Origin of the sequence: Streptomyces sp. NPDC056738 (assembly GCF_042790435.1) — a bacterium.
Classification (GTDB): domain Bacteria; phylum Actinomycetota; class Actinomycetes; order Streptomycetales; family Streptomycetaceae; genus Streptomyces.
Genome location: NZ_JBHTZF010000013.1, coordinates 31,704 through 52,946, shown reverse-complemented (window position 1 = coordinate 52,946; position 21,243 = coordinate 31,704). Strand labels below are relative to the sequence as shown.

Sequence of the window (21,243 nt, the reverse complement as noted above, 5' to 3'; positions counted from 1 at the left end):
CGCCGTTCAGACGGCGATCGCGACCTCGGCGAGGCCGCCCGTCTGGGCGACGACCGTGCGGTCGGCGGTGCCACCGGGCACCAGCGCGCGGACGGTCCAGGTGCCCTCGGCCGCGTAGAAGCGGAACTGGCCCGTCGCGGAGGTGGGGACCTCCGCGGTGAACTCGCCGGTCGAGTCCAGCAGACGGACGTAGCCCGTCACCGGCTCGCCGTCGCGGGTCACCTGACCCTGGATGGTGGTCTCACCGGGCTTGATCGTCGAGGCGTCGGGGCCGCCGGCCTTCGCTCCACACATATTTCGATTCCGTCCTTCAGGCCTTGGGGGTTACTTGTTGGCGCCGAGCTCGATCGGCACGCCGACGAGGGAGCCGTACTCGGTCCACGAGCCGTCGTAGTTCTTGACGTTCTGCACACCGAGGAGCTCGTGCAGCACGAACCAGGTGAGCGCGGAACGCTCACCGATGCGGCAGTAGGCGATCGTGTCCTTGGCGAGGTCGACCTGCTCGGCGGCGTAGAGCTCCTTGAGCTCGTCGTCCGACTTGAAGGTGCCGTCGTCGTTGGCGTTCTTCGACCACGGGATGTTGCGGGCGCTCGGGACGTGGCCCGGACGCTGCGACTGCTCCTGCGGCAGGTGCGCCGGGGCGAGCAGCTTGCCGCTGAACTCGTCGGGCGACCGGACGTCGACCAGGTTCTGCGAGCCGATCGCGGCGACGACGTCGTCGCGGAAGGCGCGGATGGCCGTGTTCTGGGCCTTGGCCTTGTACGAGGTGGCGGCGCGGTCGGGAACCTGCGAGCCGTCGACCAGGTCGCGGGAGTCGAGCTCCCACTTCTTGCGGCCGCCGTCGAGCAGCTTCACGTTCTCGTGGCCGTAGAGCTTGAAGTACCAGTAGGCGTAGGACGCGAACCAGTTGTTGTTGCCGCCGTAGAGGACGACCAGGGTGTCGTTCCCGATGCCCTTGGCCGAGAGGAGCTTCTCGAAGCCCTCCTGGTCGATGAAGTCACGGCGGACCGGGTCCTGGAGGTCCTTCGTCCAGTCGATCCGGATGGCGTTCTTGATGTGGTTCTTCTCGTACGCCGACGTGTCCTCGTCGACCTCGACGACCGCCACGTTCGGGTCGTCCAGGTGGTCCTGGACCCAATCGGCGTCTACCAGGACGTCGCTGCGGCTCATGCTCGTTCTCCTCCGGGGCAGTTGCGGCGGGGTGGTGCGATGGAGAGGCTGCGCGGTGCGGTGCTGCATGCCGGTGAGGGCTGCGCGGCGCAATGGTGGCCCGGACAAGAGAGGTCCAAGGGCCCGGCTCGCGGAAGACGGGAACGCTTCCGCTCAGAAGGTGCGACAGAGCATGGCGGCGACGCGGCACAGGTCTACTGCCCGCCGCTTCGTGAGATCCGCCTGTCGCTTCATGGGTCCGATCGTAGGGACGGACAGGCGGGCATGTCACCGGTGTGTCGGATACTGAGACGCGATCGTCCGCACTGTGAAACGAACATGCCGTCGGGGCCCGTCCCGCACGGATTCCGGAGGGCTCCGCCGGTCACCGCACCGCCCGCCATCTGCGGTACGGACGGGGCCGTCTCGCCTTTCGGACAGCACCCCTCACGCCGAGGTCCACGACCGGCCCGGCCGGGTCCCGTCACGGGTCCGGCCGGGTTCATCACCGGTCCGTTCGGGCCTCCTACCCGACTACCCGACCAGCCGGACGTCCGAACCCTTCACCGAGATCTCGACCCCGTCGTGGGCCGCCTCGACCTTGTCCAGCTTGATCCCGCCGGGAAGCTGTTCGATCTTCTGCTCGAAGTCGGTGATCGAGCGGATCCGGCCCTCGGCGAGCTGGACGCCCAGCTTGGGCAGGGAATCGGCGTGCACCTTCACGGTGTCGCCGGAGACGGACACGGAGCTGAGCACCGAGAGGGTCTTGGACGCCTTGGAGCCGGGGACGGTCAGCTTGACGGCGACCTTGACCTTGCCGTTGCCGCCGTCGGAGAGGCCCGTGACCTGGGTCTTGATGCCGAACCCGACGTCCAGGGGCTCGGGCTTGGCGGCCTTCAGCAGTTCGGCGTACGAGATCGACGCGGTGCCGGTGGCGCTGCCGGCGGTGGCGGAGCTGTAGTCGCCGCTGAAGGCGACACCGTGCATCTCGGCGTTGAGGTCGTCGATGCGGATCGTGCCCGCGGAGGCGCCCGTCCCGCCCGTGGACGCCTGGTAGTCCTTGATGCCGACCTTCACGTCGTCGAGTTCGCCCGAGGCGACCTGGGTGAGGAACGGGAAGCCCCCGATGGACACGTCGGGAGTGGACGCGAGGCCCTCGCTGGTCTTGATGCGGCCCGCCGCCTCGTCCTCCGCGAACCAGACCGCCACCCGGTCGGCCAGTACGAACAGTCCGCCGAGAACGACTAACAGAACCAGGGTTATTCGCAGTGCGCGCATGCTCGTTGTTCCCCTACCTGGGACGGCCCCGTCTGGACGGCCGAGTGGCCACCGGACGCGAGCCTAACCCCGAAGGGCCCCCGAATCGGGGGCCCTTCAAGGTAGTTGTCGATCACCTGTGACGAATCGGCGCGGCCCCAGGACCGCGGACGACCGCCCGCTCCGCCGGTCAGCCCAGGGCGCGGCCCAGCAGGTAGACCGCCGGGGCGGCCGCGGCCAGCGGCAGCGCCACGCCCGCGGTGAAGTGGACGAAGCGGGAGGGGTAGTCGTAGCTCGCCACCCGGTGGCCGATCAGCGCGCACACGCCCGCGCCGAGACCGAGGAAGGCGCCGTGCGTGCCCAGGTCCGTCATCCCGCCGACCGCGATGCCGGCGCCGGTGGCGGCCAGCAGCGCGACGACCACGGAGGCCGCCGTGGGCAGCGGCAGCGCGCGGGCCAGGATCGCGACGGCCACCGCGGCCGCGCCCACCGTGACGGCGTCCGGCTCGGCGGCCAGATGACCGGCCGCGATGATCGCCAGCGCCGCGGAGACGACGGTCGCCATCAGGCCGTACATGCGGGTGTCCGGGTCGGCATGGCTGCGGAGCTGGAGCACGAGGGTCAGCAGGACCCACACGCCGAGGGTGCCGAGGATCGCGGCGGGCGCGTTCTCCCGGCCGGCGGCGAGCAGCGCCACGTCGGCGGTCACCGCGCCCAGGAACGCCAGCGCGATGCCCTGCCGGGCGGGCCACATCCCGTTCAGCCGGAACCAGCCGGCCGCGGTGACGGCCTGGAGCAGGACGAGCGGTACGACGAGCGCGTACTCCCCGATCGCCGCCGTCCCGGAGAGCAGCAGCGCGAGCAGCGCGGTCAGCGCGGCCGGCTGGATCCCGGGCTCGATGATCGGCGACCGTCCCTCGGCGCGGGCGCGCTGCGCGTCGGTGATCCGGCTCTGGCCGGTGACCGTGGCGGGCCCGTAGGCGACGTCGGTCCCGTCGGCGTTCTCGGGCAGGGTCCCGCCGTCCCGCGCGGTCCCGCCGGGGCGGGAGGGGTCTCCCGGGCCGCCGGCCGGCGCGTGGGCCGGGTTCCACGGCTGCGCCGGGGCCTCGGGGGGCAGGGTCGCTCCCGCGGCGCCGTACCCCTGGGGCTCGCCGAAGCCCTGGTACCCCTGCGACGGGGGCAGGTAGGAGGTGTCGGCCTCCTGGACCGGGGCCTGTGCCTGCGTCTCCCAGGTCCGCCCCTCCCACTGCTGGGTGTGCTGCGGCCAGTCGGCGTGCTGCTGGGGCTCCTGGGACTGGTGCTGCTGTGCTTGCTGATAGGGGTCGTACGCCTCGCGGCGACCCTCGTACGGCTGGTTGCTCATCGTCTCGCTCACCCTCCTGCGAACGGCGGGAGCACCTCGACCGTGCCGCCCTCGGCCAGCCGTACCGTCTCATGCCCGCGGGTCCCCACGGGATCACCGTCGATCAGGAACGAGCATCGCCGCAGGACGTGGACGAATTCGCCGGGGTGTCGTTCGCGGGCCGCGTCGAGTGCCTCGGCGAGCGTGCCGGCGTCGTACGGCTCGTCGCCGACGCCTGCAGCGGCCTTGGCGGCGGCCCAGTAACGCACCGTGCCCTTTGCCATCTCGTTCCTCAATCAGCGATCTGGTGTGTGGTGTCCGCGCACCTGTTTGCGTGAACCCCGCCAGGCTAGGCCACGTGGGCGGCGGCCCAGTCGCGGATGCGGGCCAGCAGGGCGTCGGGGGCGGCGTTCTCCGCGTGGCCCATGCCGTGCTCCAGCCACAGCTCGGCGTGCCCGGCGGAGGCCTCGGCCAGCATGCGCGGGTGGTCGACCGGGAAATAGCCGTCCCGGTCGCCGTGGACGATGAGGAGCGGGGTCGGGGCGATGTGCGGGACGCACTCGACCGGGGACGCCGGCACCGGATCCCAGTCACGGTGGTGGATCCGGGTCCGCAGACCGACGCGGCCCACGATCCGGCCCTCCGGACGGGTCACCAGCCAGTGCACCCGCCGCATGGGGGCCGTACCCCGGTAGTACCAGCGGGCCGGCGCGCTCACCGAGACCACCGCGTCCGTACGCGCCTGCGCGCGCCCCTCGTGCTCCCGGGCTGCCGCCGGTTCACCGCCCGCGGCCTGCGGACCCTTCTCCCCGTAGAGCGCCGCGTGCCGCAGCACCACCGAGCCGCCCATCGAGAAGCCGACCGTCACGATCCTGGTGTGCCCGAGTTCGCGCGCCCAGGCGACGGCGGCCGCCAGATCGAGGACCTCGCGGTCGCCGACGGTGGAACGGCCGCCCGATCCGCCGTGGCCGCGGAAGGAGAAGGTGACCACCGCCCCGCCGCGGGCGAGGACGCCGGCCGCCCGGCGGACGTGCGGACGGTCCAGATCGCCCGTGAATCCGTGTGCGACGATGAACGCAAGGTCACCGGACGACTCCGTTCCGGGGTCGTAGGCCGCGTCGATGTCCACCCCGTCGGCCGTACGCAGAAACCTCCGCAGAGGGGTGCGCGCCGCCGTCTCAAGGCGTGGACTCTTGAACGAACGCGTCATGTGACCTGCCGGACCTGGGCTCATGTGGGCTATTCTGCTGGGCATGAGGACTCGGGCAGAGTAGCCCCCGGGTCCTTTTGTGCTTTCAGAAGCGTTGTATACGAAGCGGGAAACCGCAGGTGTACGGGCCGCGAAGGCGCGGCGGATCCCGGAGGCGCGGGAGCCGTCATGTACAGGGCAGTGCCGCAAACGTCCTCGCAGGGACCGAGGAGGAACCAGACGTTATGGGCGAGCGAACCGTGCACGAAGGCAGGACGACCCGGGTGGGTGAGGCTCGATGAGCTCTCTCCTGCTCCTGACCAACGCCCTCCAGCCGTCGACGGAGGTGCTTCCCGCGCTCGGCCTGCTGCTGCACAACGTGCGCGTGGCTCCGGCGGAGGGCCCGGCCCTCGTCGACACCCCCGGTGCCGACGTCATCCTGATCGACGGACGACGCGACCTTCCCCAGGTCCGCAGCCTGTGCCAGTTGCTGCGCTCCACGGGACCCGGCTGTCCGCTCGTCCTCGTCGTGACCGAGGGCGGCCTCGCGGCCGTCACGGCCGACTGGGGCATCGACGACGTACTGCTCGACACGGCGGGTCCCGCCGAGGTCGAGGCACGGCTGCGGCTCGCGATGGGCCGCCAGCAGATCGTCAACGACGACTCCCCGATGGAGATCCGCAACGGCGATCTCTCCGTGGACGAGGCGACCTACAGCGCCAAGCTCAAGGGCCGGGTCCTCGACCTCACCTTCAAGGAGTTCGAGCTCCTGAAGTACCTCGCCCAGCACCCGGGCCGCGTCTTCACCCGCGCCCAGCTCCTCCAGGAGGTCTGGGGCTACGACTACTTCGGCGGTACGCGCACGGTCGACGTCCACGTACGCCGTCTGCGCGCGAAGCTCGGTCCCGAGCACGAGTCGCTGATCGGAACCGTCCGGAACGTCGGTTATCGATTCGTTACGCCGGAGAAGGTGGAGCGCGCCGCGGACACCGCGAAGGCCAAGGCGGCCCAGCCAAAGCCGGATGATGCGGACGAGACGGCGCGCCCGGACGGGACCGCTCCCACGCAGGCCGCCGAGCAGCCCCAGGAAGCTGCCGTACGCCCTGCCCAGAGGTAGGTCCATCCGCGTAGACTCCGCGCGTGGCCAAGGTGACTAGGGATGATGTGGCGCGACTGGCGGGTACTTCCACCGCCGTCGTCAGCTATGTCATCAACAACGGACCCCGGCCGGTTGCCCCGGCCACGCGCGAGCGCGTTCTCGCCGCGATCAAGGAGCTGGGGTACCGGCCCGACCGGGTCGCCCAGGCCATGGCCTCGCGGCGGACGGAGCTCATAGGCCTGATCGTGCCGGACGCGCGCCAGCCCTTCTTCGGGGAGATGGCGCACGCGGTCGAACAGGCCGCCGCCGAGCGCGGGAAAATGGTCCTGGTCGGCAACTCCGACTACATCGCCGAGCGCGAGGTCCACTATCTGCGCGCCTTCCTCGGCATGCGGGTCTCCGGGCTGATCCTCGTCAGCCACGCGCTGAACGACCACGCGGCCGCCGAGATCGACGCCTGGGACGCCCGCGTGGTGCTGCTGCACGAGCGCCCCGAGGCGATCGACGACGTCGCCGTCGTCACCGACGACATAGGGGGCGCCCAGCTCGCCACCCGGCACCTCCTGGAGCACGGCTACGAGTACGTGGCCTGTCTGGGTGGCACGGCCGAGACCCCCGCCGTCGGCGACCCCGTCTCCGACCACGTCGAGGGCTGGCGGCGCGCCATGCAGGAGGCCGGCAAGCCGACCGAGGGACGCCTCTTCGAGGCCCCGTACAACCGCTACGACGCCTACAAGGTCGGCCTGGAGCTGCTCGCGGGACCGCACCGGCCGCCGGCCATCTTCTGCTCCACGGACGACCAGGCGATCGGTGTCCTGCGCGCGGCGCGCGAGCTGCGCATCGACGTGCCGGGACAGCTCGCGGTCGCCGGGTTCGACGACGTCAAGGAAGCGGCTCTGACCGACCCCCCTCTGACAACGATCGCATCGGACCGCTCGGCGATGGCCCGCGCGGCCGTGGACCTCGTCCTGGACGACGGACTGCGGGTGCCCGGCTCCCGCCGCGAGCGGCTGAAGCTGTTCCCCTCGCGCCTGGTGGTACGGCAGTCCTGCGGCTGCGAGTAGCCCGCCCCCGGGCGGCGGCCGTCCGCGGCCACCGCCCCCGCCCCACGCCTTCTCCACCCGGACGACGAAGATCCCCGCGGCCCTGACGGGACGCGGGGATCTCTGTGTGCGGGTGCGGGCCGAAAGGGCCCGGCAGGCCTCTGGAGCTATAGGCCTAGAACAGCAGGTTGTACTGGTTGAAGCCGGTGCCGAGGCTCTTGCGGGTGCCGAAGAGGCTGCTGGAGGCCTTGTTGGTGCCCGGGTAGAGCCACAGCGTGCCGCCCGAGTCGCGGGCGATGACGTCCGCGATGCCGTCACCGGTCACGTCGCCGTTGGCCACGTAAGAGGTGAAGTTCCAGCCCGTACGAGCCTGGATGCGCGCCGAGAACGGGGTCTTCTCGACCTGCGTGCCCCGGTAGAGGTACAGGACGCCCGAGCTGTTGCGGACCAGCAGGTCGGCGCGGCCGTCGCCGGACAGGTCGCCGTGACCGAAGATCTTGACGTTCTTCCACGCCCTGTCGACGATCTTGACGCGGCCGTAGAACTGGCCGGTGCCCTTGCCCGGGTAGAGGTAGACCGAACCGTCGGAGTCCACCGCGACCAGGTCGGGGCGCGAGTCGCCGGTCAGGTCGCCGGGGATGGCGTACGACTTGTAGCCGCCCCACACCGAGCTGATCTGCATCCACTCGAACTCGCCCGAGCTGTGGTTCATGTAGCTGCGGTAGAGCTTGCCGTCGCCCTTGTCCCGCATGATCAGGTCCTGGTAGAAGTCCCGGTCCAGATCGGCCTGGAGGACCCAGCTCGCGTTCTGCCAGCCGTTGCCCTGGTAGGCGCGGGCGGCCAGCGAGGTGCCCTTGCTGTCCTGCTCGAACAGACCGCCGGACGGCGTGCGCTCCAGCAGGTCGGCGCGGCCGTCGAAGGTCAGGTCGGCGTCGTCGATGCGCGGCTGGGCCGCCCAGGTGTACGAGGACACCTTGGTGAACACCGGGTAGGCGCCCTTGGCGGTGCAGCCGGAGACGCCCCACGAGACGATGCCGATGATCTTGCCGCCGAACATCACCGGGCCACCGGAGTCACCGTTGCACGGGCTCTTGGTGCCCTCGTCGACGCCGGTCGCCGGGGTGCCCGCGCAGAACATCGAGCCCTCGATGAAGTCGTCCTCGCCGAGGACGGTGTTCATCGCGCTGTTGCAGGTGGAGTCCGACACCAGCGGCAGGGTGACCTTGCGCAGGTTCGCCGACAGGTCGGCGTCCGCGGCGCCCGAGGTCAGGCCCCAGCCGTAGACGGTGGCGGAGTTGCCGGCCTTGTACGAGGCGCTGTCGCCCGCGGCCGACAGCTTCGCCCACTGCTGCTCCAGCGGACGGTCCAGGGTGAGGACCGCGACGTCGTTCTGGAGGGTCGAGCCGTCGAAGTGCGGGTGGTTCCACTGGCGGTAGACGCCCGCGACGGTGCCGTTGGTGTCGTCCAGCAGACCGGTGGCACCGGCGACGACCGCGCCGTTGTCCACCCAGTCCAGACCCGCGACACAGTGGGCCGCGGTCAGGACCTTGTTCGGGGCGACGAGGGTGCCGCCGCAGAAGTAGCCGGTCCCCGCCGCACTGTCGTAGTAGGAGAGCTGGACCATCCACGGCGCGGAGGAGATCGTCGTCTCGCTGCCGCCGATGATGAACGGCGTCTTCTTGGGCGCCGTGCCGGGCGTCGCCTGGGTCTTGGCGGCCTCGACGACGCGGTGGCGCAGCTCCTTGTCGGAGGCGGTCGGCGCGGGCGCCGCCGTGGACTGGGCGACGCTCGCGTCGGGCAGTCCGGCCGGGTCACCGGCCGCGGAGGCGGGCTGTGCCGCGATGGCGCCGGCGCAGGTCAGCGCCAGCGCGAGAGCGGCCGTCGGCAACGCCGTGGCGGGGCGTCTCCAACGGGCGCGCAGGGCAGGTATCACTAAGGACTCCTGGGTGTGGGTGCGTACATCTCTCGTCAGTGGCCCGAGAAGGGCGTACGACGCACCGGCCCGACCGTCGACGGCAATCGCTTGCATCGACATCGGGCGTAACCGCGGAGCCCCCCTCCGGCCCGGGAATCGTAGGCCTCACCGATCTCTGGGCACACGGCCTTCACAGGGGTCGGAGAAGTGTTCGTCCCCGGCGTTCCCGGACATCGCCGACGCGCAACCCGCCGTTCACCGGAAGGGGACGAAACCACGCACGGTGCGCGACCGGGCACACGCCGGAAGCGCTGTCCTTACGACCGCGGAGACACCACTCGCCGGGCGCGGCGCGGACGACGGCGGACGCCTCCGGCGAGTGACCCGGCGACGGCGAAAACATCCGGCGAGCGCGCACAGACCGTTCTCACGGTGCCCGCAGGCGTCTCCCGGCCGGCTCACAGAAAGCGTCTTTATATCGGGCATACGAGGTTCTGTCGGGCTTCTCAGAGGCCACTCAGGGAGCTCTCATGATCGGGGGACAGTCTTTTTCCATGACCGAGAGCTTCCGCCGTAGCGGCGAGTACCCCCAGGGCGACCACCACGGGTCCGCGTACCCGGAGCAGCCGTCGCACCCCTCCTCCCCCGTGAACCCCGAGTGGCCCCCGCCCCCGGCGTACGACCCGGCCGGGCCGGTCCACGTCGAGCCGGGTACCACGGTGTGGCCGGGCTCCGGCTCCGGCTCCGGCCACGGCGGCGGGGGTCACCCGGCCGGCCCGTACGCCGGCCACCCCGAGCACGACCCCGCCGGCACCACCGCCGCGTTCGCCACCGTGGCCCCCGGCCACACCGAGCCCCCCGCGAGCCCGGCCGGAAAGCGGCGCGCCAAGGGTCCGTTCGCCCTCCTCGCCGCCGTGGCGATCGTCGCCGCGGCGATCGGCGGCGGCACCGCGTACGCCTTCCAGGAGCTGACCGGCAACGACACCGTCGCCACCTCCAGCACCACCAGCGCCAACGTGGTGCCCACCAGCCAGCGCGGCACCGTCTCCGGCGTCGCCAAGGCGGTCAGCCCGAGCATCGTCGAGATCGGCGCGACCTCGAACGCGGGCTCGTCCACCGGCTCGGGCGTGATCATCACGACCGGCGGCGAGATCATCACCAACAACCACGTCGTCTCGGGCGCCTCCGAGATCAAGGTGCAGCTCGACGACGGCAAGTCGTACGCCGCCACCGTGGTGGGCACCGACAGCAAGAAGGACCTCGCGCTGATCAAGCTGGACCACGCGCCCTCCGGTCTGAAGCCCGCGACACTCGGCAACTCCGACGGCGTCCAGGTCGGCGACCAGGTCGTGGCCATCGGCTCCCCCGAGGGCCTGACCGGCACCGTCACCAGCGGCATCGTCTCCGCCCTCGACCGGGACGTGACCGTCTCGACCGACGAGAGCCAGAGCCAGAGCCAGCAGCAGGATGGCGGCAACGGCCAGTGGCCGTTCGAGTTCGGCGGCCGGCAGTTCAACGGCGACACCGGCTCCTCCACGACGACGTACAAGGCCCTGCAGACCGACGCCTCGCTCAACCCGGGCAACTCCGGCGGCGCCCTCATCGACATGAACGGCAACATCGTCGGCATCAACTCCGCGATGTACTCGGCCGCTTCGGACTCCTCGTCCTCCTCGTCGAGCGCGGGCAGCGTCGGCCTCGGCTTCGCCATCCCGATCAACACCGTCAAGTCCGACCTGGCCACCCTGCGGGCCGGCGGTTCCGACAGCTAGCCGGGAGGTCACCATGATGATCAAGAGCGTCCAGCACACCACCGCCGCGGGCGACGCCGCCGCACTCGGCCTCGCCCTGGCGGTCGCCCGCGAACTGCACCCGCCCGTCCGGCGTGCCCCCGAACTGGCCTCCGCCGTGTCCCGGCCCGCCCGGGGCCGGACCTCCGCCCGCCGCCGCACCGTACGCAGCTGATCCATTCCGGCACGGCCAGGAACGTGCAAGGCTGAAAGCACCGGATCACCACTCATACCACCCGAGGAACCCGACGCCCATGAGCTCCGCCGAAGGCGACCGTGACACCCAGCGCATCCTGATCGTCGACGACGAGCCGGCCGTGCGCGACGCACTCAGGCGCAGCCTCGCCTTCGAGGGATACGACACCGAGGTCGCGGTCGACGGCGCGGACGCCCTGGAGAAGGCGACGGCCTACCAGCCCGACCTCGTCGTCCTCGACATCCAGATGCCGCGCATGGACGGCCTCACCGCGGCCCGCCGGATGCGCGGCGCGGGCACCACCACGCCCATCCTCATGCTGACAGCCCGGGACACGGTCGGCGACCGCGTCACCGGGCTGGACGCCGGGGCGGACGACTACCTCGTCAAGCCCTTCGAGCTCGACGAACTCTTCGCCCGTATCCGCGCGTTGCTGCGGCGCAGCTCGTACGCGACAGCCGCCGGCGCCGTCGTCGAGGACGACGCGCTGACCTTCGGCGACCTGCGCATGGACCTGTCGACGCGCGAGGTCACCCGTGCAGGGCGGCCGGTGGAGCTGACCCGCACCGAGTTCACCCTGCTGGAGATGTTCCTGGCCCACCCGCGCCAGGTCCTCACCCGCGAGCAGATCCTGAAGGCCGTCTGGGGCTTCGACTTCGAACCGTCGTCGAACTCCCTCGACGTGTACGTCATGTACCTGCGCCGCAAGACGGAGGCGGGCGGAGAGCCGCGCCTGGTCCACACGGTGCGGGGCGTGGGGTACGTGCTGCGATCCGGTGGCGCGGAGTGATGCCACGCTTCACCTCACTGCCGCTGCGCTCCCGGCTGGCCCTCCTGGTGGCGGCCGCGGTGGCCTTCGCGGTGGCGGCGGTCTCGGTGACGTGCTGGTTCATCGTCCAGGGGAAGTTGTACGACGAGCTGAACAACCAGTTGCAGTCCTCGGCGGCCCGCCCGCAGGGCAGGAACATCTCCGCCACCATCCAGAACTGCAGCAGCACCCCCAACGCCCCGTCCGGCCAGACCCCGCCCGACGCCGGGGGATTCCGGGCCCAGTTCGAGTCCTACCTCCAAGTGGTCACGGCGGACGGCCAGGTCTGTGTCGCCTCCATCTCACCCGGCAAGATCGAGATCACCGGCGGGGACACCGCCCTCGCGAAGAACCCGGTCCAGGGCCACGGCACCTTCCGCGACGGTACCGACACCAAGGGCAACGCGGTGCGGGTGTTCACGGTCCCGCTGACCATCGCCAACCTGGACGGGACGACGACGCTCGTCAAGGACGCCGCGACGATGTACGCCGTCCCCCTCAAGGCCACCGACGCCACCCTCAACGAACTGGCCCTCGTCCTCCTGCTCGTCGGCGGCATCGGCGTGGTCGGTGCCGGGGCGGCCGGGCTCTGGGTCGCGCGGGCCGGGCTTCGGCCGGTGGACGAACTCACCGAGGCCGTCGAACACGTCGCCCGCACCGAGGACCTGACCATCCGCATCCCCGTCGACGGGGACAGCGACGACGAGATCGCCCGGCTCTCCCGGTCCTTCAACTCGATGACCGCCTCCCTCGCCAGTTCACGCGATCTTCAGCAGCAGCTCATCGCCGACGCCGGACACGAGCTGCGGACCCCCCTCACCTCCCTGCGGACGAACATCGAACTCCTCACCCGGAGCGAGGAGACGGGCCGCCCGATCCCCCCGGCGGACCGCAAGGCGCTGCTCGCCTCGGTGACGGCGCAGATGACCGAACTGGCGGCGCTGATCGGCGACCTTCAGACGCTGTCGCGCTCGGAGGCGGGCCCCACGGCCGACCGGGTGGAGGTCGTGGCCCTGCAGGACACCGTGGAAGCGGCCCTGCGCCGGGCCCGGCTGCGCGGCCCGGAGCTGACGATCACGGCCGAGCTGGAGCCCTGGTTCGTCCGGGCGGAGCCCTCCGCCCTGGAGCGGGCGATCGTGAACATCCTCGACAACGCCGTGAAGTTCAGCCCCGCGGGCGGCACGATCGACGTCCGGCTGAAGGACGGCAAGCTGACCGTGCGCGACCACGGCCCCGGCATCCCCGGTGACGAACTCCCGCACGTCTTCGACCGCTTCTGGCGTTCCCCGGACGCGCGGGCCCTGCCCGGCTCGGGTCTCGGCCTGTCCATCGTGGCCCGCACGGTTCAGCAGTGCGGGGGCGAGGTGACGCTGAACCCCGCGGAGGGCGGCGGCACGATCGCGGCCGTCCGGCTTCCGGGAGCCCCGACCGCCCCGCCCGACACCCGCTGACCTGCTCGGTCCTGCTCCTCGGTCCTGCTCCTCCAGCCTGCTCCTCCAGCCTGCTCCTGACGCGGGCGAGCCCCCACCCGGCCTCGGGTGGGGGCTCGCCCGTATGCGGTGCGATGTGACGCGGTGCGGGCGCGGGACCGGTCCGGCGGTCGTCCGCCGGCCCGGTCGCGCGCCTCCGGCTACTTCAGGACCGTGATCCGGTCCGCCGCCGGGACCGGGTACGGCGTCGCGGCCGAGGAGTTGGCCGTCAGGTAGGTCTCCAGGGCCGCCAGGTCGTCGCCGCCGACACGGACGTTGGCGCCCTTGCCGAGCTCGGCGAATCCGTCGCCGCCGCCCGCGAGGAAGGAGTTCATCGCGACGCGGTAGGTGGCGGCCGGGTCGATCGCCGTGCCGTCGAGCTTGACCGAGTCGGCGACGACACGGGCCGCGCCGGTCTTGGTCAGATCGAGGGTGTAGGTGAGGCCCTTGGAGATCTGGAGGATCTTCGGGGAGGCCTCGTTGGCGCCGCTGACCTGCTGCTGGAGCGCGGTGATCACCTGTGCGCCGGTCAGGTCGACCAGGTTGACGGTGTTGGCGAACGGCTGGACCGTGTACGCCTCCCCGAAGGTCACCACCCCGTCTCCCTCGGTGCCGCTCGCGGTGTAGGTGAGTCCGGCGCGGATGCCTCCCGGGTTCATCACCGCGAGGTCGGCCTCGGGGTCGACGGACTTGGCGTACGCGAGCTGCGCGTCGGCGATCAGGTCGCCGGCCTGGGACTCGGTGCCGGTGTTGCCGATGTCGCCCGCGATGTAGCCGATGGGCCGCGAGGCGACCGGCGCGGAGAGCGCCTTCCACTTGGTGACCAGCGACGTCATGTCGGCGGCCTTCGCGACGTCACGCGTGACCACGTGGTTCGCGGACTTCACCGCCGTACGGGCGATGTCGCCGGTCCAGCGGTCGTACGTCAGCGTCGTGTCCGTGTACAGCCGGCCGAAGGAGGAGGCCGAGGTGACCATGCGGGGCCGGCCCGCCGGGTCGGGGATGGTGCACGCGTACGCCTGGTGGGTGTGACCGGTGATCAGCGCGTCCACGGCCGGGGTGACGTTCTTCGCGATGTCGACGATCGGCCCGGAGATGCCGTCACCGGCGCCGGGGCTGTCGCAGTCGTAGTTGTACGCCGTCGACGCGGGCGCACCGCCCTCGTGGATCAGCGCGACGATCGACTTCACGCCCTGGCGCTGGAGCTCCTTGGCGTACTTGTTGATCGTCTCGACCTCGTCGCCGAACTTCAGGCCCTTGACGCCCTCGGCCGACACGATGTTCGGCGTGCCCTCCAGCGTCACGCCGATGAAGCCGACCTTGACGCCGTTCTTCTTCCACACCCAGTAGGGCTTGAGGATCGGCTTGCCGGTCTTCTCGTCGGTGACGTTCGCCGCGAGGTAGGGGAAGTCGGCGCCGGTGAACTTCTTGCCGCCGGCGCAGCCGTCCACCGGGTGGCAGCCGCCCTTCTGGAGCCGGGCCAGTTCCTTGGCGCCCTCGTCGAACTCGTGGTTGCCGACCGAAGTGACGTCCAGGTCGAGGCCGTTGAGCGCCTCGATCGTCGGCTCGTCGTGGAAGAGACCGGAGATCAGCGGGGAGGCGCCGACCATGTCACCGGCGGCCGCCGTGATCGAGTACTTGTTGCCCTTGCGGGCGTTGCGCAGATGCGTGGCCAGGTACTCGACACCACCCGCGTCGATGGTCTTCGTCGTGCCGTCCGCCTGCAGCTCCGTGACCCGGCCCGAGGAACCGGTCGGCGGCTCCAGATTGCCGTGCAGGTCGTTGAAGGACAGGAGCTGGACGTCCTGGTAGCGGCCGCTGCCGTGGTGGTGCGACGGCGTCGCCTCGTCCTGGTGCGCGCTCGCCGGGATCGCGGCGGCCAGCGCCCCGAGGGTGGCGAGACCGGCGGCGGCCGCGAGGAGGCGATGAGTACGTCTGGACCGGATCGTGGGCGGCATGGTTCCCCCTGGAGAACGGTGAAATGGCCGAAGCGGTGTGCGGTGCGTGCGCCGAGCGGATGGAGCGTGCCCCGTGCGTCGCACATGAGCCGAGCAGGTCGTACGTGCCCGGTGCGTCGTACGTGAACCGAGCAGATGATGCGTGCCCTGGGGCCCGTGCGGACCGTGGGCGGGCTGATGAACAGCCGTGGCTTTGCACGCACTTTAGAATCAACGCGCGTAGCGCGAAAGGGGGTTAGGGGTTACGGACTGATTGCCATCACCGCACCGCGAGCCGAAAACCACGTCACCGCGGCTCCCGCCCCACCCCCTCGCCCTCCTTCCGCGAACCCGGGGAGCCCGCTCCCGGACTCCCCCGCCGAGGCGCGATCCGCCCTCCCCGCCGGGCCCCCGCCCGCCACGATCCGTGTCCGCGTCGCCCAACTCCTTGTCCCCCGATCGCCGGGCCGTACCCTCGTATCCATGACCAGCGACGACGCGGCGCCCTTCTCCCTCTCCCGCTCCATCGAGACCTACTCAGCGCTCTCCCCGGCCCAGGCCGAGGACGTGCTCCGGCTGCTCGTGGAGGCCGCTCACACCGATGGACAGCAGGCCGTGTCCGAGCAGGGGCGGCTCCAGCTCAAGGGCGGAAGCCGTGAGGGCGTCCGGCATCTGCTGCTGACCGTCGGCGCCGAACTGGTCGGCTACGCACAGCTCGAGGACACCGACCCCGTCGAGGCCCCGGCCGCCGAACTGGTCGTCCATCCGGCGCACCGGGGGCACGGGCACGGGCGGGCGCTCGGCTCGGCGATGCTCAACGAGTCCGGGAAGCGGCTGCGGGTGTGGGCGCACGGCGGTCACTCCGCCGCCCGGCATCTCGCCCAGGTCCTGGGCCTCACCCTTTTCCGCGAACTGCGCCAGATGCGCCGCCCGTTGGACTCCCTCGACCTGCCCGAGCCGAAGCTGCCGGAGGGGGTCACCGTCCGGAGCTTCGTCCCGGGCGAGGACGACGCCGCCTGGCTCGCCGTGAACGCCGCCGCCTTCGCCCACCACCCCGAGCAGGGCTCCCTCACCCAGCGCGACCTGGACGACCGGATCGCCGAACCGTGGTTCGACCCCGCCGGCTTCTTCCTCGCCTTCCGCGGCGACGAACTCGTCGGCTTCCACTGGACCAAGGTCCACGCCGAGGAGGGCTTGGGCGAGGTGTACGTCCTCGGCGTGCGGCCCGGCGCCCAGGGCGGCGGACTCGGCAAGGCGCTGACCACGATCGGACTGCGCCACCTCGCCGCACAGGCCCTGCCCACCGCGATGCTCTACGTCGACGCCGACAACAAGGCAGCGGTCAGCGTCTACGAGCGTCTCGGCTTCGTCACCCACGAGACGGACCTGATGTACCGAACGGAGTCCTGAGCCCGCGCCGCGGGCGCCGTCGCGAGACCGGAGCCGGCGGCGGGCCGTCGCCGAGCCGGAGTCAGCGGCGGGCGAGGACGGCTCTCCGGCGGCGCAGGGGCTCGCCCAGGGAGCAGGCTCCCACCAGCACCAGCACGACCAGGACGGCCGCCCATCGTCGGTGCGCGTCGTCCCAGTGCGGGTCGGACGGAGCGACGAAGAGCTCCCACCGCGAGGGAAGCAGCACGGCGGCGCCGAAGAAGGCGCCCACCAGCCCGGCGGATATCCCGATCCCCGGTTCGGTGGCCCCCGAGTGCCGCACGGCGAGGAGCCCGGCGGTCAGGGCGAGGGTCATGACGGCGGCCGCCTCCAGGGTGATCGCGCCCATCGGGGGCCGGCCCTCGGCGGGTACGAGGAACAGCGCCGCCGTCCAGCACGCCGCCATGAACGGGACGACGAGCACCAGCCGCAGCCCGGTCCGCACCGGGCGTCTGGTCGGCACCGTGGCCGTGGTGTGCCGGGCCGGGTCGTCGAACAGGAACGCCAGTCCCAGGCCGAAGGCGAGGGAGGCGGCCCGCAGCAGGGTGAGACACAGCCACGGGTCCGGTTCCCCGGAGACCGTCCGGGAGGATCCGGCCAGCACCAGTCCGAGGACGGCGCCCGTCATCACGGCCCACCGGGGCAGACCGCGCCACACCGGGCGGACCAGGGCGCGGGCCACGACGTGCGCGGACGGGGGCCCGGTAACCTGCGTGAGACGGTCGGCAAGAGCCCCGCTCCTCGTGGTCGCTACTCGCACGATCCGCTCCCCGAGTCCGCCGAGGTCCCCTTGCCTTCGGCCCTCACGCCGAGCAGCTCGGCCACCCGTGCCGTGGACGTCTTCGCGGACGTCAGTTCCGTCCAGTGCGCCTTGACCTTCGCGGCGACCGTGTAGTGCGGCTTCTGGAGCAGTTGGCGCACCACGGCGGTCTGCTGGGCCGACATGGAGACGGGGCTGGTGGGGGCCAGCGCGATCGCGGAGCCCGCGATGCTGTCGTCGAGCCGGACGTCACGCAGGGACTGCATCGGGTCCGGCTGGGTGCTCAGCGCCAGCCACATCGTGGTCACCGCGCGGGCGTCGCACATCTGTCCGGCCTCGTTCTCGGTGCCCGTGACCAGGACCGAGGCGACACCGACCGCGAACTCGGGAAGGCGGTTGCCGCCCCACTTCGTGCCGACCGTGACATGTCCGGGCGTCGAGGAGGGCTCGATCGCGGCATCGCCCTGCAGGCCGTAGCGGGCGTCGATCTTCTGGCGCACGGTCAGCCGCTCGCCTCGGGCGGAACCGCCCGCGCGGGACTGGATGCGGTCGACCGCCTCGGCCCAGTCGGCGATGCGGCCGGTCCACTCGGGGAAGGCGCAGTACGTGGACCGTCCGTGGCGGACACAGGTCTGTTCCTTCTGCGGGCTCACGGAGGCCTGGGTGCGGGCCGCGATCAGCGAGGCCGGATCACCCGGGGACTGCCCGGCCACGCCGACGGCCGTCGCGGTGAGGGCGAGAGCCGTCAGCGACGTGACCAGCCTCGTCCGGCCGCCGCTCACCAGCACGGCGACGCAGAGCAGCAGGACCACGAGGCCCGTCAGATAGAGCGCGTGCCAGGCTGCCGGGCGGCCCAGCAGTGCGGAGGGGAAGGGGTCGGCGCCCTCTTCCACGACGACCGGTCCGAGCCAGCTCACCCAGTGCTTTCCCTGGGTGGCCGCGGAGACCAGGGTGGTGAGGACGAACGCGCCGATCACGAAGGGCGGGGCGACGAACCCGACCGGTATCACCCGGGCGAGCAGGACGCCGAGGACACCGGCCAGCAGGACCGTCAGCGGGCCCACGGCCAGTTCGGCGAGTGAGCCGTGGCCGACGGCACCCGGCTTCAGCGCCGCCCAGGTGAACTGGAAGCCGACGACGAGCGCCGTGATCGCGCCGAGGGGCAGGACGGACAGCGCGTGCGCCACCGTACGCCGCCAGTGCTCCATGGGCAGGATGTCGAAGTGCTGGTCGGTGGACTGCCGGCGGGAGCGCAGCACGGCGCGGTTGACGCAGATGAACACGGCGACGGCCAGCAGCATCGGTGTCGGCTGGGTGGCTCTGTCGGTGTCCTGGAGGACCGGGAAGTCGTCCATGCCGTCGCCGCCGAGGAACAACCTCCAGCCGGCATAGCCCACATACAGTGCGAGGAAGAGCAGGACCGGGATCTGGAGCAGCAGTTCGCGTGCTTCGAAGCGGGCGAGTGCCAGGACGGCGGCCGGCCGGGACACCCGGGCCTCGGCGGACGGCTCCACCCCCGTGGGGGCCGTCCTCGTGACCATGTCGGTGGTGCTCATGCCGCCACCTCCGCGGTCCGGGCGTCGAGCGTGAGCAAGTAGCCGTCCTCCAGGGTCGGTTCGAGGAGGTCGGCGCCCTCGGGCGGATCGCCGACGTTGCGGAAGGCGCCCGTGCCCGTGCGCCATCCGGCGCGGGCCGACGGATCGCGCTCCGTGCTGCTCCACACCCGCCCGGCCGCCCGCTCGGTCAGCTCCGCGGGGGTGCCCTCGAAGCGGATACGGCCGGCGTCCATGACGATCACGCGGTGGCAGAGCATCGCGACGTCCTCGGTCTGGTGGGTGGAGAGCAGGACGGTGCGGCCTTCTCCCGCCTGTGCGATCAGTTCCCGGAAGCGCATGCGCTGTTCCGGGTCGAGCCCGACGGTCGGTTCGTCCAGGACGAGGAAGCCGGGGTCACCGACCAGGGCGGCGGCGAGTGCGACGCGCTGCCGCATACCGCCGGAGAGCCGCTTGATGCGCTTGCCGCGCACGTCGGACAGGCCCACGGAGTCCAGGACACGGCGGACCTCGCGGTGCCGGGCCCCGCGGTCGGTCTGCTCCTTGAGGATGGCCACGTAGTCGACGAACTCGAAGGCCGAGAAGTCCTGGTGGAATCCGGGCGTCTGCGGGAGGTAGCCCAGTGCGCGCCGCACGTCGAGGCGTCCGGCGGTGCCCGCCGGGTCGTGGCCGAGGACGGTGAAGGAGCCCCGGTCGGCGGGCACGGCGGTGGCGAGCACCCGCAACAGGGTGGTCTTTCCGGCGCCGTTGGGGCCGAGGAGTCCGGTGACCCCTTCTCGGAGGCGGAGGGAGACGTCGTCGAGCGCGAGCGTCCCGCCGAAGCGGAGGCTCAGCCCGGAGGCGGAGACGGTGGGGATCATGCTGCGTTCCTGTCGGTGAAGTCGGTGAACGGGAGGCGCGACGCGTCGAACCGGTCCCGTGCGAGATAGAGGAGTACGGCGGCCAGTGCCGCGACGGCCCCGGAGACGCCCTGCCCGGCCGCGGTGAACGGGGCGAGCGTGGAGTCGGGTTCCGTGGTCGCCCGGGCCACGAGCAGCAGGGCGATCCAGCCGCCGCCGACCAGGCAGGGGGCGAGGACGGGGCCGAGCCGGGAGGTGAGCGCGAGTCCGGTCGCGGTGAGGGCGAGGGCGGGCAGCAGCCAGGCCAGGGCGTGCAGTCCGTAGGAGGGGAGGGCGAGGGTGGCGAGGCCGCTGAACCCCAGGCACACGGTCAGGACCGCGACCGTGCGGATCATCAGGAGCCGGAAGCCGTGCAGCGGGGAGACCACCGCCATCTCGTACGTCGGGTCGATCCCGGGGCCGTAGGACACCGCGACCCCGGCGAGCGGGAGCAGCGGCGCGAGGGCCAGGAAGAGGGTGGGGGTCGCTCCGGCCCGCACCGCGTCGGCCGCGACCACGGTCATGGCCAGCAGGGAGCCGATCGCGCCCAGCCAGGAGCGGCGCAGGGCGGGGGAGGCGGTCAGCAGCCGTGCCGTGTGGTCGGCGACGCCGAGCCGGACGAGGAGCCATTCCACCGGGCCCGGCCGCGGGGCGTCGAGTTCGGCGTCGAGCCGTTCCCATCCGGCGTCCAGGGCGACGGGGTCGCTGATCGCGGCCAGGGTCTCCCGGCAGCGCGCGCACGCGGCGAGGTGGGTGTCGGCGGACCACAGGCGGGGCGCCGCCAACTCGCCCCGCACATAGGCCTGGAGGTCGTCCTCCGGCACGTGCCAGGTCGTACGGCTGTCACCGCTCATCTCAGTGCCATCGCTTCCGTGACGGTCGTCGCTCATGCCAACGCCTCCCGCAACTGCTTGCGCGCACGCAGTGCCCGCGTCTTGACCGTGCCCGGCGGGATACCGAGCAGGACGGCCGCTTCCCTGGTGCTGAGTCCGTCGATCACGGTGGCCTGGAGCACCGCCCGGAGTTCGGGCGAGAGTCTGGTCAGCGCGCCCGCCAGATCGCCGTGTTCGACGCCCGCCAGCACGCGCTCCTCCGCGGAGGCCTCGTCGCGGTGCCGGAGGCGGGCCAGCGCGTTGCGGAGCCGGCCGCGGGCGCCGTCACCGCGCATCGAGTCGACGAGGCGCCGCGAGCCGATGCGCCACAGCCAGCCGGCCGGGTCGCCCTCCTCGCGGTAGCGGGCGGTGCCGCGCCACACGGCGAGGAAGGTCTCCTGGACGACGTCGTCGACGATCCCGGCGTCGGCGCACCGGCCGCGCAACCGCGCGGTCAGCCATGGCGCGTACCGCCGGTACAGCTCTTCGAAGGCGCGACGGTCCCCGTCCGCCGCGATGGCCCGCAGCAGCTCTCCGTCGCTTCTCGTTTCCCTCACA

Annotated in this window: 21 protein-coding genes; 7 read left to right on the top strand and 14 right to left on the bottom strand. The window is 71.7% G+C overall.

What is annotated here, in order from left to right:
- Positions 1-6: 6 nt before the first annotated feature.
- From ACFRIC_RS30265 to ACFRIC_RS30235, 7 genes are all read right to left on the bottom strand, one after another.
- Positions 7-294 carry a DUF1416 domain-containing protein gene (locus ACFRIC_RS30265; protein WP_054232391.1) on the bottom strand — a complete coding sequence of 96 codons (288 nt, stop codon included), beginning with the start codon at positions 292-294 and terminating at the stop codon, positions 7-9.
- A 30-nt stretch (positions 295-324) separates the two neighbouring features.
- Positions 325-1,170 carry a sulfurtransferase gene (locus ACFRIC_RS30260; protein WP_382792230.1) on the bottom strand — a complete coding sequence of 282 codons (846 nt, stop codon included), beginning with the start codon at positions 1,168-1,170 and terminating at the stop codon, positions 325-327.
- A gap of 153 nt (positions 1,171-1,323) precedes the next feature.
- Complete coding sequence (locus ACFRIC_RS30255) at positions 1,324-1,404, bottom strand: putative leader peptide (RefSeq protein ID WP_350310325.1); 81 nt, start codon at positions 1,402-1,404, stop codon at positions 1,324-1,326.
- 279 nt (positions 1,405-1,683) lie between these two features.
- Positions 1,684-2,427 (bottom strand): DUF2993 domain-containing protein, encoded by a 744-nt coding sequence (locus ACFRIC_RS30250; RefSeq protein WP_382792227.1) that lies wholly within the window; start codon positions 2,425-2,427, stop codon positions 1,684-1,686.
- Between the two features lie 169 nt (positions 2,428-2,596).
- Positions 2,597-3,769: a hypothetical protein gene (locus tag ACFRIC_RS30245; protein WP_382792224.1), complete on the bottom strand. Its 1,173-nt coding sequence runs from the start codon at positions 3,767-3,769 to the stop codon at positions 2,597-2,599.
- Between the two features lie 8 nt (positions 3,770-3,777).
- Positions 3,778-4,032 carry a MoaD/ThiS family protein gene (locus ACFRIC_RS30240; RefSeq protein ID WP_355759864.1) on the bottom strand — a complete coding sequence of 85 codons (255 nt, stop codon included), beginning with the start codon at positions 4,030-4,032 and terminating at the stop codon, positions 3,778-3,780.
- A 65-nt stretch (positions 4,033-4,097) separates the two neighbouring features.
- Positions 4,098-4,958, bottom strand: coding sequence for an alpha/beta hydrolase family protein (locus ACFRIC_RS30235; protein WP_382792221.1), 861 nt, complete (start codon positions 4,956-4,958; stop codon positions 4,098-4,100).
- 277 nt (positions 4,959-5,235) lie between these two features.
- Between ACFRIC_RS30235 and ACFRIC_RS30230 the strand changes: the two genes are divergently transcribed.
- Both ACFRIC_RS30230 and ACFRIC_RS30225 read left to right on the top strand, forming a co-directional pair.
- Entirely contained in the window at positions 5,236-6,054 is an 819-nt protein-coding gene (locus tag ACFRIC_RS30230; RefSeq protein WP_339130227.1) for a response regulator transcription factor, read from the top strand.
- A gap of 23 nt (positions 6,055-6,077) precedes the next feature.
- The gene (locus ACFRIC_RS30225) at positions 6,078-7,100 is read left to right on the top strand and encodes a LacI family DNA-binding transcriptional regulator (protein WP_339130229.1); all 1,023 of its coding nucleotides are present in this window, start codon (positions 6,078-6,080) and stop codon (positions 7,098-7,100) included.
- Between the two features lie 154 nt (positions 7,101-7,254).
- On the opposite strand, the gene ACFRIC_RS30220 is transcribed toward ACFRIC_RS30225, so the two are convergent.
- The gene (locus ACFRIC_RS30220; protein ID WP_382792216.1) at positions 7,255-9,012 is read right to left on the bottom strand and encodes a trypsin-like serine protease; all 1,758 of its coding nucleotides are present in this window, start codon (positions 9,010-9,012) and stop codon (positions 7,255-7,257) included.
- Positions 9,013-9,548: 536 nt separating this feature from the next.
- Between ACFRIC_RS30220 and ACFRIC_RS30215 the strand changes: the two genes are divergently transcribed.
- The 4 genes from ACFRIC_RS30215 to ACFRIC_RS30200 all read left to right on the top strand — a co-directional run bounded on the left by ACFRIC_RS30215 (position 9,549) and on the right by ACFRIC_RS30200 (position 13,239).
- Positions 9,549-10,766: a S1C family serine protease gene (locus ACFRIC_RS30215; RefSeq protein WP_382792214.1), complete on the top strand. Its 1,218-nt coding sequence runs from the start codon at positions 9,549-9,551 to the stop codon at positions 10,764-10,766.
- 13 nt (positions 10,767-10,779) lie between these two features.
- Positions 10,780-10,959, top strand: coding sequence for a hypothetical protein (locus tag ACFRIC_RS30210; protein WP_382792211.1), 180 nt, complete (start codon positions 10,780-10,782; stop codon positions 10,957-10,959).
- Between the two features lie 79 nt (positions 10,960-11,038).
- On the top strand, positions 11,039-11,770 hold the full coding sequence (locus ACFRIC_RS30205) for a response regulator transcription factor (protein WP_382792208.1): 732 nt from the start codon (positions 11,039-11,041) through the stop codon (positions 11,768-11,770).
- The gene (locus ACFRIC_RS30200) at positions 11,770-13,239 is read left to right on the top strand and encodes a sensor histidine kinase (RefSeq protein WP_382792205.1); all 1,470 of its coding nucleotides are present in this window, start codon (positions 11,770-11,772) and stop codon (positions 13,237-13,239) included. Before ACFRIC_RS30205 ends, ACFRIC_RS30200 begins: the two co-directional genes overlap by 1 nt.
- Positions 13,240-13,418: 179 nt before the next feature.
- Here the strand turns inward: ACFRIC_RS30200 and ACFRIC_RS30195 are convergent, their stop codons facing one another.
- Complete coding sequence (locus tag ACFRIC_RS30195; protein ID WP_382792202.1) at positions 13,419-15,215, bottom strand: bifunctional metallophosphatase/5'-nucleotidase; 1,797 nt, start codon at positions 15,213-15,215, stop codon at positions 13,419-13,421.
- A gap of 462 nt (positions 15,216-15,677) precedes the next feature.
- Here ACFRIC_RS30195 and mshD point away from each other — a divergent pair, with 462 nt between their 5' ends.
- Positions 15,678-16,604 (top strand): mycothiol synthase, encoded by a 927-nt coding sequence (gene mshD / locus ACFRIC_RS30190; RefSeq protein WP_382792199.1) that lies wholly within the window; start codon positions 15,678-15,680, stop codon positions 16,602-16,604.
- Positions 16,605-16,665: 61 nt separating this feature from the next.
- Here the strand turns inward: mshD and ACFRIC_RS30185 are convergent, their stop codons facing one another.
- Genes ACFRIC_RS30185 through ACFRIC_RS30165 form a run of 5 tightly spaced genes read right to left on the bottom strand, consistent with a single transcriptional unit; the run spans position 16,666 to position 21,242 of the window.
- Positions 16,666-17,382, bottom strand: a complete 717-nt coding sequence (locus ACFRIC_RS30185) for an ABC transporter (protein WP_382792197.1) — start codon at positions 17,380-17,382, stop codon at positions 16,666-16,668.
- Positions 17,373-18,938 carry an ABC transporter permease gene (locus tag ACFRIC_RS30180; RefSeq protein WP_382792194.1) on the bottom strand — a complete coding sequence of 522 codons (1,566 nt, stop codon included), beginning with the start codon at positions 18,936-18,938 and terminating at the stop codon, positions 17,373-17,375. Before ACFRIC_RS30180 ends, ACFRIC_RS30185 begins: the two co-directional genes overlap by 10 nt.
- Positions 18,935-19,795 carry an ABC transporter ATP-binding protein gene (locus ACFRIC_RS30175; RefSeq protein ID WP_382792192.1) on the bottom strand — a complete coding sequence of 287 codons (861 nt, stop codon included), beginning with the start codon at positions 19,793-19,795 and terminating at the stop codon, positions 18,935-18,937. The genes ACFRIC_RS30180 and ACFRIC_RS30175 overlap by 4 nt, the downstream gene beginning before the upstream one ends.
- Positions 19,792-20,703 carry a zf-HC2 domain-containing protein gene (locus ACFRIC_RS30170; protein WP_382792189.1) on the bottom strand — a complete coding sequence of 304 codons (912 nt, stop codon included), beginning with the start codon at positions 20,701-20,703 and terminating at the stop codon, positions 19,792-19,794. The genes ACFRIC_RS30175 and ACFRIC_RS30170 overlap by 4 nt, the downstream gene beginning before the upstream one ends.
- Positions 20,700-21,242, bottom strand: a complete 543-nt coding sequence (locus ACFRIC_RS30165) for an RNA polymerase sigma factor (RefSeq protein WP_266760215.1) — start codon at positions 21,240-21,242, stop codon at positions 20,700-20,702. The genes ACFRIC_RS30170 and ACFRIC_RS30165 overlap by 4 nt, the downstream gene beginning before the upstream one ends.
- Between the last annotated feature and the right edge of the window lies 1 nt (position 21,243).

Coding starts and splice junctions, on each gene's coding strand:
- ACFRIC_RS30265 (WP_054232391.1), bottom strand. CDS start 294: ATGTGTGGAGCGAAGGCCGGCGGCCCCGACGCCTCGACGATCAAGCCC.
- ACFRIC_RS30260 (WP_382792230.1), bottom strand. CDS start 1,170: ATGAGCCGCAGCGACGTCCTGGTAGACGCCGATTGGGTCCAGGACCAC.
- ACFRIC_RS30255 (WP_350310325.1), bottom strand. CDS start 1,404: ATGAAGCGACAGGCGGATCTCACGAAGCGGCGGGCAGTAGACCTGTGC.
- ACFRIC_RS30250 (WP_382792227.1), bottom strand. CDS start 2,427: ATGCGCGCACTGCGAATAACCCTGGTTCTGTTAGTCGTTCTCGGCGGA.
- ACFRIC_RS30245 (WP_382792224.1), bottom strand. CDS start 3,769: ATGAGCAACCAGCCGTACGAGGGTCGCCGCGAGGCGTACGACCCCTAT.
- ACFRIC_RS30240 (WP_355759864.1), bottom strand. CDS start 4,032: ATGGCAAAGGGCACGGTGCGTTACTGGGCCGCCGCCAAGGCCGCTGCA.
- ACFRIC_RS30235 (WP_382792221.1), bottom strand. CDS start 4,958: ATGACGCGTTCGTTCAAGAGTCCACGCCTTGAGACGGCGGCGCGCACC.
- ACFRIC_RS30230 (WP_339130227.1), top strand. CDS start 5,236: ATGAGCTCTCTCCTGCTCCTGACCAACGCCCTCCAGCCGTCGACGGAG.
- ACFRIC_RS30215 (WP_382792214.1), top strand. CDS start 9,549: ATGACCGAGAGCTTCCGCCGTAGCGGCGAGTACCCCCAGGGCGACCAC.
- ACFRIC_RS30210 (WP_382792211.1), top strand. CDS start 10,780: ATGATGATCAAGAGCGTCCAGCACACCACCGCCGCGGGCGACGCCGCC.
- ACFRIC_RS30205 (WP_382792208.1), top strand. CDS start 11,039: ATGAGCTCCGCCGAAGGCGACCGTGACACCCAGCGCATCCTGATCGTC.
- ACFRIC_RS30200 (WP_382792205.1), top strand. CDS start 11,770: ATGCCACGCTTCACCTCACTGCCGCTGCGCTCCCGGCTGGCCCTCCTG.
- ACFRIC_RS30195 (WP_382792202.1), bottom strand. CDS start 15,215: ATGCCGCCCACGATCCGGTCCAGACGTACTCATCGCCTCCTCGCGGCC.
- mshD (WP_382792199.1), top strand. CDS start 15,678: ATGACCAGCGACGACGCGGCGCCCTTCTCCCTCTCCCGCTCCATCGAG.
- ACFRIC_RS30180 (WP_382792194.1), bottom strand. CDS start 18,938: ATGAGCACCACCGACATGGTCACGAGGACGGCCCCCACGGGGGTGGAG.
- ACFRIC_RS30175 (WP_382792192.1), bottom strand. CDS start 19,795: ATGATCCCCACCGTCTCCGCCTCCGGGCTGAGCCTCCGCTTCGGCGGG.
- ACFRIC_RS30170 (WP_382792189.1), bottom strand. CDS start 20,703: ATGAGCGACGACCGTCACGGAAGCGATGGCACTGAGATGAGCGGTGAC.